The sequence below is a fragment of the Brevibacillus antibioticus genome, assembly GCF_005217615.1.
GTDB lineage: Bacteria > Bacillota > Bacilli > Brevibacillales > Brevibacillaceae > Brevibacillus > Brevibacillus antibioticus.
Window position 1 is genome coordinate 3,329,178 of record NZ_SZNK01000001.1, and the last position, 18,355, is coordinate 3,347,532.

Sequence of the window (18,355 nt, forward strand, 5' to 3'; positions counted from 1 at the left end):
TTTCCTCTGTCAACGATTGGCAGTTTCAACGGTTGTTCGTATCCCTGGCTCCGCAAAGATCGTTTCAACATCTCGGGTAAGCCGCAACTCAACCACTTGATCACATGCCAGCTTGGAAAGAATCTGGTCATGCGTGATAATGACGACCGTTTTACCTGCTTCGGCTAGCCTTTTCACCCATGCGGCTACCTTCAGCACTCCATCGCCGTCAAGTCCGCTTGTCGGTTCATCCAGCACAATCAGTTCTGCCTCTGAGCAATAAGCGGCTGCCATCGTGACCCGCTGCTTCTCTCCACCGGATAATGATGCAGGATGCCGATCGCGAAGCTCGCGCAAACCGAAAGCATCCATCGCCTCATACGCCTTTTCGCGGAGCTCTTCATTCAAGACTTTTCCCAACACGATTTCGTTTCCGACACTGTCTGCGTAGAGCTGGTAGTCCGCATCCTGCATCACCGAATAGCTCACTGCTCGTCTTTTGCTGGCGGACAGCGAACGACCTTGGCGGACAATCGTTCCTTTTCGTTCTTGAAGAAGACCGCATAAAATTTTGCACAACGTCGTCTTCCCCGTACCGTTCTCTCCAGTCAACGCAGTTACGCTCCCCTGTGGAAGCGAGACGTTGATATCGGTGATTCCGTCGTTTTTCTTTTTATAAAAATAGCTAAGCCCTCTTCCTTCCAGCATGAATTCGGACATCTCTGGCTGCTCGCGTTTCTTCGCTGTCTCGGGAAGTGTCATGTCAGGATGGCGCAGACCGTACATACGCACGTCACCATGAGACAGCTGACAGAACTCGTCCTTCGTCCACGTCCGTGCGATTTTGCCATTTTCCATGCAGACAAACAAATCGACAACGGGTAGAAAAGGAACGAGCCGATGCTCGCTAATGAGCAGGGTGGTACCGTTTTGCTTGAGCTTGCTTAAGATTTCAATCAGGTTTTGCGTAGAGGATGCATCCAGATTCGCAGTAGGCTCATCCAATAAGAGAAGTGGCGGTGTCAAAATGGATGCGGCCGCTATAGCCACCCGTTGCTTTTGCCCGCTAGACAGCTTATGTAAAGAGGTATCGAGCAGGTGGGAAATCCCGAGCTGGCTCGCCTGCCTATCTATCCGACTTCGAATCTCGTCTGGTGCCATGCCGATGTTTTCCGCGGAAAACGCCAGCTCATCCCGGACGGTTTCCATAAAAAATTGGCTGCGGGGATCTTGAAATACGACACCCATTAGCCGGGTACGTTCCTCGGGCAGCATGCTCGCAGGACTTTTGCCGCCCACGCTTACTTCACCCGCGAGACGTCCAGCATAAAAATTCGGTGCGAGACCATTGACCAGCCTCATAATCGTACTCTTGCCGCAACCAGACCGCCCACATAGCACGACACACTGTCCAGCTTTTACAGATAGGCTAATATTTTTCACGCCGGTCTCCGTGTCATGTTCCCCATCTTCCTGTCCATAATGAAACGTGACATCGTTTATCTCAATCACGAAATCATCCCTCCCGTCCAGTAAATTACCGAGCCTATGAGCGCATACACCCCTACGACGATGCCATCCATGATCTTGAAGCCAACCGGGTAGATAGAGGTCCGCGCGTTTGTGCACTCGATACCGCGGAGCTCAGCAGATGACGCCAGTTCTGACGACAGCTTTAGACAACGGACGACCAACGGCATAAAAAAGCATTCGTAGGCCATGGCCGGATGCTTCAGTACGCTGTACCAACGTGGAAAAATCCCTCTGGCGCGGATCCCGTCACGAATCGCTTTCATTTCCAAAATGACCACGGGGAAAAATCGGATCAAAATGCAAATCATCACCAAAATCGGTTTGGGGACTGACATCTTCTCAAACGCACTCATGATACTGCCAGGTGGCGTATAGATCAGAACGGTGCCAATCATGATGACAGGCATCATTCTCACCATCGTGTAGACAATGAGCTTCATCGTTCCCAATGCCAGCGCATTCGGCATGAAAAACACAAAAGCCATGCACACGCAATAGAACACGACCAGTTGGAACGCCTTTCTGGACAGGTGATTCCATACCAAGTACACTACACTTAGTGCCACCAGTAGATGCACTTGCATATCATCACGAACGGTCATGGCCAAAATACTCGCTATAATCAGCACCAACAGATGCGTTCTGGGACCGAGCCGCCTCGTACGCGTTGTTTCTTTTTCATATGCTTTTTCCTTCATTCGACAGACACCCCTACAACCGAGATCACACACAACCTTATTAAAGGGAAAAGGAGCACGCAGCATTCCCCCTTACAAATCGTAATGATAATGATGATCATAACCTCTAGCAATACGACTGGTAGACTTACGTCTTTTCGTGGTATGTTTTCGTCCGATCACGGCATGGGTGGTGACTATAATGAAAGATATTTTGACGGAACTACATACGCCGTGTTTACTACAATGCGGCTTTTATCCTGACGACGACCACGGTCCATACAATCGCGAGGGTGTTTGTTTTTCTGTTTTGCCAGAGAAAGGGCAGGGGCGCTACTGGACTTATACGCGCGACAACCTGTTTTCGATTTCGATCCAGGATTTTGTCTTTTACGAGGATTTGTTTCTGGAGTTCCAGCAACCCAAGTACCTGAGCTTCAATTATTACGATTCCGTCTCTGGAGAAGAATTCAATCCGTATAAGTGCTTGGCATCCGGCTGCATCCGCGTTCACATCGGCTATAACAATGTGTATCGAGCCAGTTATCGCAAAAACATTCCGATTCGCTCGACGGCGATTGAAATCATGCCGGAGTATTACGAGGATTATTTGAAAAGCAAATACCCAGTAGAGTATAAGGACCTGCGCTCGTCCTTTATTACAGTAGATGGGATGACGAATTTCGCGGAGCTTGTTTTCTTGCTCCGACAGATACGGAATTTTCGGGGAACGGGCATTGCCGCAAAGCTGTACTACGAAGGGAAAGTCGCAGAAGCAGTATCGCTGATCGTGGAGAAGGCCAAAGCACATAAAAAAACGTATCCAACCAAAAGCATATCCCGACAGGATTTGGACGGCCTGACTGCTGTGACCGCCTACATTGACAATCACTTCGCCTCCGAAATACACTTGGAGCACCTCGCCCGAATCGCCTGCATGGGACTCACCAAGCTGAAATACACTTTTAAACAAGCGAACCAATGCACCATCACTGAATATATCCAAAACAAGCGTATGAATCACGCCGAGCAACTGCTCACGAGCACCGATTTACAGATCAATCAAATTGCGAACATTGTGGGCTACCACAACTCCAGTCGCTTCTCCCAGCTGTTTTGCAAAAGCACCGGGCTGTTGCCCAACGAATACCGGAGATTCACGGTTACACCCAAATAGAATCATGGTAAAAAGCTGTAGCCAATGATATGGCTACAGCTAAGACTGTAGAGAAACTCCGTTTTTTCGGGGTTTCTTTCATTTTGATTATATGAAATGGCGACGGCGTTATGAGGTGTACGGATAGGAAGAATATTTGTGAATGCAAAACAAACCTCCATCTCCACATTTCTTGTGGTTTTGAAGGTTTGTTTGTAGAGGATGATTGAGTATCCTAGCAAATTTTTCGTTTAATGCCGGTACCCTCATCCCCCAAATTATTCTTTTTCCTAGCAGCAGATAAAGTTGAGAGGGTTCTGCGGGTAATGTTTTGCTGTCCCCTGTTTTAAAATACACAACACATTAGCGTTGCAGGGAGGATCAGGAATGTAACCGATTGTTGAATCTTTCTTGACACCAATTAACTTTGAAAATTGATCTAACATCGCTACAACCTCCATTTTTTTCATTTTTTACTTTCAATTCAATTATAAGAATCGCAACACAAACTGTCAAATAATATATTATTTTCAATTAATTACCAAAATAAAGTTTGAAGGAGGTTTCTGTGTACGTTCTCATTCCACTAACGGTAGTAGTTGCTTTCTTCGGCTGTAACTTTATTCATACCGAAAGTTCAGGAATATCGAATCCTGTTCTAAGGGATATTCACTTGCACATACGGCCTGGTGAAAAAATCTCAATCGTCGGTATGTGTCTATCGAAGCGGACGCCTCGGAGTTCATTCCGGCGTCGCTCTCAACAAATCCAGGAGAAAATAAAGCAAATAAAATTGCCCCTCAACCATATTCATGACTGTAGAAAACCTCCCATTCATATTCTAAGAATATTACAGTAAATCAACACGATGTCGTGTGTAATTATGACAAATAAAAAACTGCCGACTTTTTCGACAGTCTGAGCTGTAGCCAATGATGTGGCTACAGCTTCTTTTGTGTAGCTTGTGCTTCATTTTTCTTCTTTGGCAGCGATAAGCAGTTTTCGCACACGATCATCCCGCAGCCACAATCCGCCCCACATCAAAATCGCGAGGTAGACAGCAAACAGCGTATGCGTAAAAAGTGGCGCATCGACACGGATCTGGGTAGCAATGACCCCACCGAAAAATCCAGTCAACAAAAGCGCACCCAAAACGGCTGTCCGGGGTATAGCATACAACACTGTTGATACAAGGGCGAGTATTCCAATCACGCCAATATGATGCTGCGCATAGCCAAGTACGAGGGTTCCCTCTACGACAGGAGCAGGCTGGATCAGTTTGAATACACCGTCAAAAAGCATAAAAAGAATAACAAGTCCGCTCATAATCCGTGCCATCCACAGACGTGTTTTGGAAATTTGACTCCGCATCGGGGTCCCACCTTTCATTTTTTCCTAAGCAGATCGTAGCACATTCAAAGCGGCGACATTTCTTCTGAATTGCTCTTTTGGGGAAGTATCATTTGTAACCTGGTTGATTCTACATTTTTCGAGCAACAAAAAGAAGTGCCAGCCTGCGCGCCGACACTTCCTTTTTGCTGCTCTTATTGCAATTGTTGCACCTGATAGCCCTTTGCTTTCAAATGATCGATAACCATGCCTTTCATCGAGAAGTGGGCAGCACCGACCACGACAAAAGAAGTCGTTTCCCCTTTTTTCTCCAATACTTCTGCCAGTTTAATCGCCATGTTTTTGTCTCGCTCACCGAGCAGACGCTGGTTCACTTCGCCTTCACCGAAATCACCATGTGTCGTCATGATCTGGATAAAGCCATTCAGATCGCCTTCTACCCATTCTGTCTGCATGTCTTTTAATAGCTTATTGCCTTTCTCCAGCCCATTTTCAGCCATAGCGCTATCTAAAATGATGTTCAATTCTTTTTCCTGCTGCTCTGTCGTTACACCTGACAGCAAGTCCGCTTGCAGCTTAATTCCTTCCAGCTCGTTGATCGGCTTCTCATCCAGCATCGCCTTCGTCAGGAAGTACCTGTCGATGCCAGTTAGCATCGCGAACTGAACATCTGTATCACTGTTTACGTAGCCGAGCGTTGGCACAGACAACGAAATAGCAAATGGCTTGTAGGCATCAAATGAATTGGCTGGCAGTTGCAGCTTTGCAAGCAATTTTTGCACCTTTTCGTACGTTTCAGCGGATACATGATCCTTCAGTGTGGTGCCATCCGTGTATACCATCTTTTGTGTTAAATAGTCATTGTCACCGTTGAGAATATCGGCTTCCACCCACAGTTCATCTGACTCTTCATACGCTTCCCGGATGTCTTTTTGCATCGGGTACATATCTGCGATCCCCATGTGAATCGAGCCAAGCAAGTACATGGTGTTTTTGCCGTTGGTCACTTTCCACATGAGACCTTCGGCACCTCCACCCACCGTATCGTATGCGAACTCGACCAGTCGGCTCGCCATCACCGTCGCTTGTTCAACTGTGCTTGGCTGATTCAACTCGAGACCTGCGCTTGTCCCTTTGACTAAGCCTTTTTTCTTCATATAGTCAATCGGGTTATCCCCGCTCATTTCGAATGCTGCTGGCAGTTCGTAGTTCGCCAGGAGCTTGTACAGAGTAGTAATGACTGCTTCTCTCGTAATGACCTTTTCAGTCGGAAAGGACAAGGAAGGGTTCTTTTTCTTCAATCCCAGAAGATCCAGCTTTTTCGCTGTTCCTTCCATCAAGGTAATAAACTTGTCAGCAGGAATCGATTGCTGAAAAGAATCTTCTTCATACCACGCGATTGGAAAAATTCCGTATTTCTCCCCTTCGTTCAACGTGGTCACCGACCAAGGGCTAATTACGGGAGCTACGGGGGTTTGCCCGTGGACTGGAAGCATATACCCTAGCAAAAGCGCCAAACTGAGTGCACCTGTACCCGCCCAGCGAGTCAGTTTGCTCCAATGTTTGTTTAGTTTCATGAAACTTTCTCCTCTCGATTCTAAGCTGAATGATTTTATGTCAGTCTATCTCAGTGGTAGATTATACCACATTTTTCCGGGAGAGATAACCGAATGATAGAAAAGAATAGAAAATACGATCATTTTCACTATACATAAAAAGAAAAGGACTCACCCTCTATTTTACAGGAGGGTGAGTCCTTTTTCGAAATCGTTACTGAATGGATGCCTCTTCAATATCTTTATACGCCCAATGACCAGGTACGACATCCGGCCATCTTTGCGGGCCAGCTTGATTCTCTGGCACACGATTTAGTACGCGATTGAGAATCGTTACAGCTTCGGCACGAGTCAGCGCTTTCTCTGGCTGGAAGGTGCCGTTGGGGTAACCTGCCATGTAGCCTTTTGCAACCACCGCTGCAATGATTGGAGATGACCAGTGATCTCCCCTCACATCAAAGAAGGCAGTGCCCCCTCCCGCACCTTGCAAAGCCTTATATTTATAGATGACCGCGGCTATCTCTGCTCGGGTAATGTTGGCCGATGGGCGGAATGTGCCATCTGGATAGCCGCTCATCATACCCGCCGTACTTGCTTGATGAATCGGATTCACTGCCCAGTAGTTGTCGGCTACATCGAAGAACCTTCCCTTATTTGCAGACGACTGGCTCACCATTCCAGCGTTCAGTAAAATCGCAGCCATCTCCGCACGTGTCACTGTACGATCCGGTTGAAACGTTCCGTCAGGATAGCCATTGATATAACCACGTTCTCTCTTACTTTTCTTATTGGTTGCAGGGCGTTCCTCTTTCTTATCTGTAGAGCGGCCTCCAGTGAAAAAACTGTTTGTCGGCGTGGTATAGGAACCTTTTTTGTCCCGATCCCGGTCTCTGTCTCGATACTTGTCATCCTCCAGATCTCTCCATGCTTTCTTCAAATCGTACAGAGCATCGTCTACCTCCGACTGCGTGGCATGTGTATCGTCGATGACATCCCGTGCATGATCGAGTGCATCTTCCAAATCACGCCAGCTTGATCTGGTGTAGTCGTCTTTATCCAAGTCTTTGTCCTCGATCTCTTCCACTTTGGCTCTCAATTCTCGTTTATAGACCGCGTCATCTTGTCTCTTCAAGTCTTGTCTCGCTTTGATCAGCTTCTCGAGAGCAACATCCACGATAATCTGGCTCGCTTGCGGATCATCCAGCACAAAGTAAGCCTGCCCCAGTCTATTTTGCAGCTCTTTCCAACTGGCCCTCGTGTAATCCTTTTCTTGCAGCTTTTCCACTGCAATTTCCTCTACTTTCGTTTGCAGTTTACTTTTGTCGACTGTACCTTCCTGCTTCTTCAGCCCTTCTCTTGCTGTGACTAACACGGACAAGGCACCATCGATTTCTGCTTGGGTGACGTTTGGCTTCGTCAGTACGGCTTTTGCAGCATCCAACGCATTTACAAGCTTGCTCCAGCTCTCGGGCGTATATTTTTCCTGGACTAAATTCTCGGCGTTAATGTCATCGACTTTTCCTTGTAAGTGACGAAGATCTACAGTGGATTCTACCGCGGTAGGTGTTTCCTCTGCACTTGCTGCTTGGCTTACAGGCACGAATATGGATGCTTGGAAGATCAAGCAAAAGAGGCTAAAGAAAACCAGACTCGTTACGGCTCTTTGAAAACGTCCCAATTCCCATCCTCCGTTCTTTACGATGACCCATCTGATCATCTTTTTCCCAACCATTTACATTGTATGATGGAGACCGATAAGAGGATTCATATTTTTAGAGGCCAAAAAACAAACAAAAAACCAAGTAGCCAATAGAGCAGCTGCTTGGTTTTTATTTTATGATGCTAAGCAGAAATAGGTTTTTCCGGGCGTTGCTTAGTCTCGCCGGAGAACGAATAATACGTCCACATACGCAATAGTCGTTCCACTGGACCATAACGGAATCGCTTTAGATACAGCGGGCTTAAGAAAAGCTGTCCCACATAAATCACGATCGCTAATCCGCAACCAGCCAATACCCCGATCTTTCCGAACCATCCGAGTCCATATCCATAGAAGATTGTTGTACAAATGACGGTTTGCAAAAGGTAATTGGTTAAAGAGAGTTTCCCCACAGCTTGAAACCTTGGCAGCCAAGCTGATTCCGTGCTTCTGGAAAAGAACCAAACAAAAGCGAAAATGTAACCGATGGAAAGGATCGTTTCCCCTAATAACTCACCAATACCACTCCACGAAGCTTCCGGCAGATACACATGTAGCGCTTTTAACAAAAGTCCCGCTGGCAAGAAGATCAGCATGTTTCGAAGATACGCAGCTCGTTCATCCTCTGGTTTCTCGAACCACCTACGCTTCGCTGCATACATCCCAAAAAGGAACATGGGTGCGCTCATAAGCGGCGCGAACAACAGTAAAGCAAACATCATGTATTCTGGCAAACCAAGCGGATCTTCATTGCTTCTGTGATGCACGATCTCCTCGTATGTTCCCGTGCCATAAACGGTCATGGTTTTGACCACATAAGCTTCCATACGGGCAGAATCAGTAATACTCGCAGGATCATTCGGATCATTTGGCGCAAGCCCCATTAAACTGATGAGGCCGAGTAAGACAATCCCCCAAATGAGCAGTGTTTTCGGTTTACGGTTCATGAACAGTAACAGAAAGAAGCCCGTCATGCCATAAAACCCCAAGATATCCCCTTCCCACAGGAAGTACGAATGAAGGAGACCAAGTCCGATCAGCATCAAAAACCTGCGGGTAAGATAGCGTTTTTGTCTCAAGCCTTTGGCAGCCAAGCTTTGCTGCATCTTGATCATGCCAAAACCAAACATGAAGGCAAAAATCGGCATAAAGCTGCCTTCCACAAATATTTTCACAAGCTTATAAACAGTCATTTCATAATCGGGGAGGGCGTATAAATCCATTTCTTGGCTTCCCCAAATCCCATACTGAAAAATCAGCATATTCGCCATCAAAATCCCTACTAAACTAAATCCCCGTAAGCCATCGATGATGCGAACGCGGTTCTGCTTTAGCTCCATGACTATCACCTCAAGCCTGATTGTAACGAGCTAAGCTTAATGGGTTCTAAATCGCACCTTATCGTTACCTTAATTTCACATTTATTATGACTTGCGTATGGTGGACGATCAGGAGAACTTCAACCGATCAAATATTTTGACGAATATTTTAGCGATGTTTCTGGCATCATCTATTCCACGATGATGCGTACCTTCGAGAGGGATATTCAACATCTGCAATGCCTTCCCCATCCCGACACCTCGCTCGGCTCCAATCATTTTGCCGTGTTGGTGCTTGATGCTGATATGGTGACGAATCCAGCTTGACGGCACATGGTGTAATTCACAATCCAATTTCAGTTGCTTTTTGTCGTAGAAGCCCCATGAACAAAGGTGATACTCACTGCCTATCCAGTTTTGAAAGTGGCTGATTGCTTCACCAAAGCTCGGTGCTTGATCCACCTCTTTTTGAGAAATGGATGTTAATTTTTTGCAAAAGTCTGAGAGAATAGGGTTTAGCTTTGGCTTGATAAAAGTTTGAAACTCACCGATCACGGCAAGGTTCTCATTCAGCTTTACCGCTCCAATTTCTATGATTTCATTTTGTTTCGTCCTGTCGTTTTCCCAGCACGTAGCTTCCAGGTCAAAGATGATGTAATTCATAGTCATTCCTCCCGTGGCTGACAATCTTCCAATGCACTGTCATTTCCCTAAAAACGAATATTGCGACTGACGCATATCCCTCTAGAAAATATACCAAACTTATCCTACACCTACCAGCAAGCCTATCAAAAGGTCCTTTCGTCTATCAGATAGATGCCATAATTTCGAGAAGCATCGTGTACTCGTCCAATCACTCTCCCGTTGTCCAACATAATTTGAGAGATCAAGGTAAGAGGGGGTGATTTTATTGGCACGTATTCTCGATAAAGCAGCCGTTCAGCCTCGTCGTAGATTCAACTTGGCAAATTCCTTTACAATCAGACGCTCGCCAGGAAGGTCTCGTCTCGTCTCGCCACCATCCGAATCAGAATCCCCTCGAGAAATTCCCAACCCAATCGTGTTGAATTAGTTGCAACGGTTGGTGTTCGGGGGATTACCGGCTATGCTGTCACCTTTCAGGCAATCGATCGAAATGTAAGAGCTGGTGCTTTTTTGCACATGCTCTGATTCTTTTTTCCGAAAACTAGAAACAATTCTATTAATCAAACGTACTTCTCCTAGAGGATACATAATTTAACAATACAATCGAGGTGTTCACAAGCATGGAAGCATCAATTTCAATTGTCACCTACCGCCCTGAGCTAGCAGCAGCGGTCGCAGATATGTGGAATGCCAGCCGAGATAGCTGGGGTGGCGGAAATTCAATTACGACAGCTGAACAAATCAGACAAGAAGAAGCAGCCTCTGACGCTATCATGGTCTATCTGGCAATGGAAGGTGAAACGGTCGTTGGTTATTGCAGCCTGGCAGAATATCAGGAAGATACCGGTGCCCTCTACATCCCGTTGCTCAATGTACGTCCCGACTATCACGGAAAAAAAGTCGGCCGGATGCTGCTTTCATGCGTACTGGAAAAAACGATTGAGCTCGGCTGGCCGAGACTTGATCTGTATACATGGTCAGGAAACACGAAGGCTGTTCCGTTGTATAAGAAGTTCGGCTTTTTCTGGGAAGACCGGGACGACGCCACCCATCTGATGAACATGATTCCTTCTGTGCTTCGTACCGAAGCCATCGCCCACTATTTTGAGGAGCTTGACTGGTATCAGGACTCCACGAGGGAGATTGTTGTAGAACCAGATGGACGCAAGGAAAATGGCTTTGATTACTTCACATACTCCTGGGCAAAAGGAGACAAGAGCTTGCGCGTGGAGTTTGAACGGCGCGGTAGAGGCATGCGCCTCATCGAGACGGAAGATTATCTCGTGTCTGCCGAAGCGGAAAAGCTGGAGCTGGTCTTTGGACGGGAGTATCAGATTCACTACCGGATCGTCAACAAATCAGGCAAGCCATTACAGATTTCGTTAAACGGGCAACCGAGCGACACGATCCGCTTTGATTATCAGCACGAGCTGGCTGTGACAGGGGAAACCACGCTGTCTGCAAACTTTTTTGTCGATCCAATCACAGAAGAGCAAAGCATCTGGCGCACGCATCCGCGTGTCTGCACCCACCTGCTGATCAACGGCAAGGCAGCTCTGTTTGAGGTAGGAATCCTTCCCAAGTTTCCTGCTACCCTTTCCTTGCATGTACCTGGTCTCTCCTATCCAGGACAGACAAAGCTGTTTTATTTGGACGTGGAAAACAACTTCGAGGAAGAAGTCACATTTACATTCGAGCTGCCCGCATGTTCATTTTTCGGCTTACAGGAGCACCGCCACACATTGAAACTGCCCGGAAAAGAGCGCATTTCGCTTCCACTTCACGCTGACCTGTATGAACACGGCTTTTACGAAGCCAACGTCCAGGTGGAGGCAAAGCTCACAGACGGTAGATCGGTTTCTTTTGCCAAAAAAATCGGAGCTGCCTTTACAGGACTTGGTGCGATGGTGGCGGGAGAAACGGAACAGGCCTGGCAAGTTCACCATGGCCGCCATATGCTCTACTTGAACAAAGAAGATAATGAGATGACCGTTGTCGGCGGGACAGGTGGAGATCCAACCAACCTCCTCTATCCGAAGCTGGGCAAACCGTTTTCCAGCGAGTTCTCGAAGAAGCGTGCCGAGAGTGTTGCGTTTATCGTGGAAAAGGGAGCGATCGGAATCTGTGCGACATATCGTTCCGGGGCATACCCGCAAATTGCACTGGTTAGCAAAACGCTCCTGTTCGGAGATGGTACCGTTGAACACGGATTGGAGATAGAAAACAGCTCTGCTGACAAGCTGACTACTGAGCTTTGGCTTAACCAAGGATTTAGTCACCGTTTTCATCGCCCCATTGTGCCGTACCAAGGCCGTTATGTTGAAACACCATCCTCCTACGGCAGCGATATGGATTATTGGGATGCTGAGTTAGTTAGTGAAAACTGGCTGTTTACACAGGATGAAACGGCTCCATGGGGAATGTGCTGGCCTCCTGAATACCGTTTTGACATTCAAGGCTGGTGCCTCACACTGGAAACCAATCTTGGCATGCTTGCTCCACATGAAAAAAAATCGTTCGGCCCCTTCCACTTCTCGCATGGGGGCTATGCGGACTGGAAAGAGTTCCGTGCCTTTGCCCGTAAAGAACCTATGCCAGCAGACCTGATCTTGACCTCTCACCTGGAGTTGAACGCTAATGGGCAAAATCCGTTTGTCACAAGCAAGGAACTGGATGTGCAGGTGAAAGAGTACAAGCAGCAGTACTTGGACGGAGAACTGATGGCATCCCTTTTGAGTGAGCCGGCTTCCGAACAAACGCAGAGCTTTACAGAAGATGAGGAAGAGACGGAATCTGGCTTCTCCTTCATGACGCCGGAAAAACCATATGACCTCGTGCAAGTAGAGGGACGTTTTGCCACGCATGTATCGCATTTGCAGAGCGCGATTTTCCCAATCGGGCAAGGCAAGGTCATCCAGGAGCAAACAGTGGAAGAGGGACAGCAGGTCTATATCGCCGACAATGGACGATTGCGGATCAAAGCCGCTCCAGATTTTGCTCCGACTCTCTACTCGCTCACAAGCAATGGGCAGGAGTGGCTGGATAGCTCGTTCCCTGAGCGGCAGCCGAAATCTTGGTGGAATCCGTGGACAGGTGGAATCGGTAACTATCTTGAGGAGCTAAGCGCGTTTTCACTGGTTAAGGAAGAGCGTACTGCTTCCTTTGTCGAGCTAATCGACAACAAGCAAAATACATGGCAGGGAATCAAGGTGAGCTACCATGTGAAAAAGCAGGAGAAGTATCGCGGGTTGACTTGCCACCAGTATTTCTTGCTGTTGCCAGGAGTACCTGTTCTCTGTCACACAGTAGAAATCGAGCAGAATACCGGAACGTACTTTGCCGGAAAGGGATTGGCCACGGACATCTTTTTGCAGCCAGGAACCGAGGACGAGGCGGTATGGCTGAAAACCGTCGATACGAATGGCGAGGAGCTCAGCTACAAGCTGGCACAAGGTGAATTAGATGTCCTTGAAGTTTCGGATTATGTCCTCGGGCGAGCTTCCAGCAAGGATCAGATGCATATCGTTACCGACCTCGATATTGTGGACCTTCAAGTTTACGCAAACAAGGAAGTGGCAGTAGCGTCTGTCATACACGAACTGAATCTGCCAAACAACAGCAAGACCTTTACTCCGCCTGTCTTTTTCCTGTTTGCCGACAGAACGCTTCCATCCAATGCCTTATCGGACTTGCGGGGGATACGCTTTGCCAAATAAGGGAGGCTTCACAATGAAAATCATTGATGCGCACATGCATTTATCCCATATTGAGGAATTCAAGCGGACAGCGGCAGAAAAGTCGTTTGTCCATTACTCCGTCGCTGGTCTCTTGCAAGAATATGCTGAGAATGGCGTGGTTCTTGGGATAGGCATGGGCTTGACAGAGACTCAGCCAGACGGCTTTCCCGATGTGGAAGCTGACACTCCCATGGGACTAGACCTGACAGATGAGTTGCCGCCACAGTTCGTCTATTGCCTGGGAATCAACCCTTTCAAGCTGGATGAGGCAGCAGTGGCACGCTTGGAAGCTGACCTGCAAAAGCCCAACGTGGTCGGGTTGAAAATCTATCTAGGCTACTATCCCTTCTACGCCTACGATAGCGTCTACGATCCCGTCTATGCGCTCGCAGCCAAATACCAGATGCCTGTCGTCTTTCACACCGGCGATACGTACTCAGAGCGCGGGCTCTTAAAATACTCTCACCCTCTCACACTGGACGAGGTGGCGGTGAAGCATCGAGACGTCAATTTCATGATGGCCCATTTTGGCGATCCGTGGGTACTCGATGGAGCAGAAGTTGTTTATAAAAACCGCAATATGTTTGCAGATCTCTCCGGCTTAATGGTCGGTGACGCAGCCAATTGCAAGCGACTTGCGGACTCCCCTCTCTTCTTCTCCCATCTGCGTCACGCGATCACCTATTGTGATCATTACGACAAGTTTTTGTTCGGAACAGACTGGCCGCTGGCACCAGTGAAGTCGTATATCCAGTTTGTACAGGAGCTGATCCCCGTAGAGTATCACGAGGATGTGTTTTACAAGACAGCATTGAAGGTGTTTCCCAAAATCAAGCCGTTGATTGAGTAGACGATACAAATCCTAAATCCCATGTCTCTTCCTCTCGAAGAAACATGGGATTTTTCATTTGTTCAAGAAAACTTCTTCTATTTACGACAAAAAACGACAGTTTCCGTATTATGATACGTATATGCGAGTTTGCTTATACATCGTCAGGATCGGACAACCATGACCCAAAGCTTTCGAGAGTAAAGAGATAGCAAGGTTTCTACTAAATTGGGGGAGGACATGTTTCCTTGAAGAAAAAAATTGCCTGGGTTACAGACAGTACCGCACTCATACCTGACCACATCATGGGAGCGCATGACATCTACGTCGTTCCACTGGAGATTATCTTTGAAGATGGCACTTATGCAGATGGCATTGATTTAGCGCCTGAACAGCTTTATCAAAAAATTGTGCAGGCCAATTATGCTCCCAAAACGTCGCAGCCTTCCTTAGGAAAATTTGTGACGCTCTACGAACGATTAAAGGAAGAGTATGAATGCGCGATTGCTGTCCACCTCTCCTCTGATCTGAGCGGGACCTACAATACAAGTGCAACGGCAGCCAAGATGGTAGATTTCCCTGTCGAGTCGGTAGATTCCAAGCTGATGTCGTACCCAATTACCTCAATTATCTTAAACGGAATCGAGCAAGCCAAAGAAGGAAAAGGCTATCAGGAGATTGCGGCTTCCTTGCGAGAGGAATACAAAAAGTTTGAGAACTATATCCTAGTTGGCAGTCTCGACCAATTTTACAAGGGCGGCCGAATGACCGGTTTGCAATATTTCATCGGCAATCTGCTTCAGATCAAGCCGATTTTCCAAATTAAAGATGGGTTGTTTGAGGTATATGAAAAGGTTCGTACCGAAGGGAAAGCAGTCAAGCGCATGCTGGAACAGCTGGAGAAGGCCAAACAGAGTTACACCGTGAAGCACGTGCAGATTTTGCATGGCAACGTCTTGGAAAAAGCGCTGGAACTGAAAGAGAAAATTCAGAGCAAATACTCCGATGTCGAGGTGTTGGTTGGACCGATCAGTTCCACGATTGGGGCACATGCTGGGATGGGGACACTGGCACTTGCGTGGAGAAATGAGTAGGGCTTGAACGTAAATGGGCTGATCGAGCGGAAATTGCAATTTTCCTCTCCTCTATTCCGCTTGGAGATGGGTAAAAACCGATCTGATTTTTGAAAGCAGCAAAGTGCACCAGATTTCCATGGAGGGCAAAGGTAAGCATCTGGTAGTTGATCTTTTCCTGCACATCCGGCGCCGCCTCCATTATTGCTCCCAAACGTGCATGACACAAAAAAACACGCCGAGCTGGCGTGTTTTCATTTTAGTGGCAAGGATGCTATCTCGTTATACGTTTTCCAATAGCCTCCACGAGCTCCCTCGTTGTCTTGGGCAGATTGGATTTCAGAATGGAATTAATCATGGGGCCCTTCACACCATGGGCGGTGATATCCAGACACCCCGTCATTTTCGTCCGCGTCTCACTCAGTGCCTTCGCTTTGAAATAACCTTCTCCAGTAAAATTCCCGCTGATCCCTGTCAGGTTGAATCTCACCTCAGTTGGCGGAGTCCATTCAGTGATATCCACTTGCAGGCTGATCGTCTTCTTCATGATGCCGATATCGCCTGTAAACGTCCAAGCGACACGACGTTCATTGATTACCTCGTGGCTGATGTAGCCAGGTACCAGTGGAACCCAATTCTCCACTATACTCACAAACTGCCATACCGCCCCGATGGGCTGGTTTAGCTCCACATCATGTATTCCTTGAGGCATGATTTGCTCATTCCTTCCCCCAGTGTTCTTTGGTATCTTGTTATGTTTATTGCCGGAACACGGGAGATATTTCAGGAATATGGCGAGCTAATCCCACCAAAAATGCCACACCTCCTGTTTCATTAAATAATTGGCGTAATGCCCTAATGAAGGAAACTCATCCAAAACGTACTGACAAAAGATGAAATGCTCTTGTGCCAGCTTTAGTGCCTCCTGGTAGGTCTGCGGTCTTGAGCCGGCTTGAAAAATCCAAGTATCCTCTGTCACAGCGAGAATCTTGATCCCATACACCTCCTGCCAGTGCTTGACGATAACGGACTGGTAGACGGGCAGTGGGCATTCATTATAGCCGCCCATTGGGACCCACAACGGTGCTTCATAACCAGATGTTTGCGGTAATTCTAGGACAATCAGGGCATCATCTTCTAATCGATCCTGCACCCATTTATCACTAATGAGAAAGGACTCGGTCTCTGTCTCACTGAGTTGTTCATCGAGTAGCTCCTGGCCTTCCCATATCAGAGAATATGCCCGATAGATCTCTTCAAAGTTTTTCCCATCCAAGTTTTTCAACTCGGATGAAAGGTCTGTATACAAAAGTCGAGATTTGACAATTCGCTGAAAGACTTCCTCCACGGATAGGCGATGAACTTCCTCTAGCTGGTTATGTACATAATCAGAGAGTGATCCTTCTTCGTCTACCGCTTCTTCTATCATCTCTAGTATATTAAAGCTAGGCAGGACCAAGATGCTGTGCTTATCTACCTTTGTAGCAGGTACCGTGAAATCCTCCGCAGCAACCACTTCTATGTCACATGCCTTTAGGTAATTCGACAACTCTTCTACCATCGTCACACCTCTTTTTTTACATTTTTTTCTTACCGTATATCCTACCACATCTAACAGAAAAATCCTGCGTACCCTCTCTTGGATTCACTTTCGAGTTGGTCTTATTCTGGACGCAAAGTCAAAATAAAACCTGCGTCTGCCGCCGGAAAACACCACGAGCAGACCGTGAATGAGGAGTACAAGCGAAATCAGTACGAAGACCCCAAAGGAGAAAAGGAAAAGAAAGGGATAAAACGCCGACTCCGTTAAACTCCCTATTTGACTGATTGCACTCGAGGTGTACATGAAAAACCAAGTAAAATACAGCGCAAGAAATCGCTTGAATAAAGCAATTCCGGATGGCTTACCGGAATCTTCGTTCACCAGTCTGAACCGCAAAATCGCCGATCCAATCGTCTTTCCATTCCATAAAATTGGAATGAAATAGAAGCAAAGCAGCATACCGAGCGAGGTACTGATCACCTCTGTCAGCCAGCCAATCGGAAGAAGAAAGTCAAACAAATCCGAGAAGAACTCAACTGCGATACTGTCGATCAACAACGCCAGCAATTGTGGTACAGGGAGGACGATACCACTCTCCATAACACTTTCTCTTTTCGCTTCTATGCTTTTATTGGACGGAAACAAAGCTAGTATGATCGGAGCAATGAGAAATCCAAATAATGCACCGCTGCTGTTGAGCATAAGATCATCGACGTCGAACAGTCGATAGGGACAATTATAAATGCCATAAATCCCTGTTAATTGTGTGACCTCAAAGAAAAGCGACAACCCAAAACCAAGCCCCAAAGCCCGTTTCCAATATTCCCGCTTCTGGAAAAAGTACCGGAGATAAACGCCAAAGGGTAGCAGTAGCAAAAAATTAAATGCGGCTTGCAAGAAAGCTCGCTCTAATATGAGTTGAATATAGCTGGATGGGCGGGACCATACTATCGAAGTTTCCTTGAGTATATCACCGACAAAGGTAAAGGGAATCAACGAATAATAAACCGTATTCTCTGCTTGCATCGCGCAAGTATCCCTCGTGTCTGGCAAAGGAAGCAACACCAAAAACAAAGAGCAAAGCAAATAAAAAAGAAAGGAGGCGTTTAAAATGAATCTCCACCAGCTAAAAAACCCATCTTTTCTATACGTGTAAATGAGCCAGGGAACAAACAATAAATAAGAACCTAGCATAAAAACAAGAAAAGCATATTGAATGGGAAATACGTACGATGACATAAGAGTACTCCTTTTACCTG

The 18,355-nt window shown here is 46.9% G+C and carries 14 protein-coding genes; 4 read left to right on the top strand and 10 right to left on the bottom strand.

Features of this window, described 5'->3' with window-relative positions; genetic code table 11:
* Positions 1–9 precede the first annotated feature (9 nt).
* Entirely contained in the window at positions 10–1,491 is a 1,482-nt protein-coding gene (locus E8L90_RS15540; RefSeq protein ID WP_137030176.1) for an ABC transporter ATP-binding protein, read from the bottom strand.
* Positions 1,488–2,210 (bottom strand): energy-coupling factor transporter transmembrane component T, encoded by a 723-nt coding sequence (locus tag E8L90_RS15545; RefSeq protein ID WP_137030177.1) that lies wholly within the window; start codon positions 2,208–2,210, stop codon positions 1,488–1,490. Before E8L90_RS15545 ends, E8L90_RS15540 begins: the two co-directional genes overlap by 4 nt.
* 181 nt (positions 2,211–2,391) lie before the next feature.
* Between E8L90_RS15545 and E8L90_RS15550 the strand changes: the two genes are divergently transcribed.
* The gene (locus tag E8L90_RS15550; RefSeq protein ID WP_137030178.1) at positions 2,392–3,366 is read left to right on the top strand and encodes a helix-turn-helix domain-containing protein; all 975 of its coding nucleotides are present in this window, start codon (positions 2,392–2,394) and stop codon (positions 3,364–3,366) included.
* A 948-nt stretch (positions 3,367–4,314) separates the two neighbouring features.
* Here the strand turns inward: E8L90_RS15550 and E8L90_RS15560 are convergent.
* The 5 genes from E8L90_RS15560 to E8L90_RS15580 form a co-directional block, all read right to left on the bottom strand.
* Positions 4,315–4,716: a DoxX family protein gene (locus E8L90_RS15560; protein WP_137030180.1), complete on the bottom strand. Its 402-nt coding sequence runs from the start codon at positions 4,714–4,716 to the stop codon at positions 4,315–4,317.
* A gap of 173 nt (positions 4,717–4,889) precedes the next feature.
* Complete coding sequence (locus E8L90_RS15565) at positions 4,890–6,272, bottom strand: TraB/GumN family protein (protein WP_137030181.1); 1,383 nt, start codon at positions 6,270–6,272, stop codon at positions 4,890–4,892.
* Between the two features lie 193 nt (positions 6,273–6,465).
* A complete protein-coding gene (locus E8L90_RS15570) occupies positions 6,466–7,968 on the bottom strand; it encodes an S-layer homology domain-containing protein (protein ID WP_137030182.1) in 1,503 nt (500 codons plus the stop codon).
* Between the two features lie 125 nt (positions 7,969–8,093).
* Positions 8,094–9,290: a DUF418 domain-containing protein gene (locus E8L90_RS15575; protein ID WP_137030183.1), complete on the bottom strand. Its 1,197-nt coding sequence runs from the start codon at positions 9,288–9,290 to the stop codon at positions 8,094–8,096.
* A gap of 108 nt (positions 9,291–9,398) precedes the next feature.
* Positions 9,399–9,932: a 3'-5' exonuclease gene (locus E8L90_RS15580; protein WP_137030184.1), complete on the bottom strand. Its 534-nt coding sequence runs from the start codon at positions 9,930–9,932 to the stop codon at positions 9,399–9,401.
* Positions 9,933–10,534: 602 nt separating this feature from the next.
* Here E8L90_RS15580 and E8L90_RS15590 point away from each other — a divergent pair.
* The 3 genes from E8L90_RS15590 to E8L90_RS15600 all read left to right on the top strand — a co-directional run bounded on the left by E8L90_RS15590 (position 10,535) and on the right by E8L90_RS15600 (position 15,574).
* Positions 10,535–13,630, top strand: coding sequence for a GNAT family N-acetyltransferase (locus E8L90_RS15590; RefSeq protein ID WP_137030185.1), 3,096 nt, complete (start codon positions 10,535–10,537; stop codon positions 13,628–13,630).
* A 13-nt stretch (positions 13,631–13,643) separates the two neighbouring features.
* Positions 13,644–14,501, top strand: a complete 858-nt coding sequence (locus E8L90_RS15595; protein WP_137030186.1) for an amidohydrolase family protein — start codon at positions 13,644–13,646, stop codon at positions 14,499–14,501.
* A 227-nt stretch (positions 14,502–14,728) separates the two neighbouring features.
* Entirely contained in the window at positions 14,729–15,574 is an 846-nt protein-coding gene (locus E8L90_RS15600) for a DegV family protein (RefSeq protein ID WP_137030187.1), read from the top strand.
* Positions 15,575–15,827: 253 nt separating this feature from the next.
* Here E8L90_RS15600 and E8L90_RS15610 read toward each other — a convergent pair whose 3' ends face one another.
* From E8L90_RS15610 to E8L90_RS15620, 3 genes are all read right to left on the bottom strand, one after another.
* Positions 15,828–16,265 (bottom strand): SRPBCC family protein, encoded by a 438-nt coding sequence (locus E8L90_RS15610; protein ID WP_137030189.1) that lies wholly within the window; start codon positions 16,263–16,265, stop codon positions 15,828–15,830.
* Positions 16,266–16,352: 87 nt separating this feature from the next.
* Positions 16,353–17,114 (bottom strand): DUF4253 domain-containing protein, encoded by a 762-nt coding sequence (locus E8L90_RS15615; protein ID WP_137030190.1) that lies wholly within the window; start codon positions 17,112–17,114, stop codon positions 16,353–16,355.
* Between the two features lie 84 nt (positions 17,115–17,198).
* Entirely contained in the window at positions 17,199–18,335 is a 1,137-nt protein-coding gene (locus tag E8L90_RS15620) for a VanZ family protein (protein WP_137030191.1), read from the bottom strand.
* Positions 18,336–18,355 lie beyond the last annotated feature (20 nt).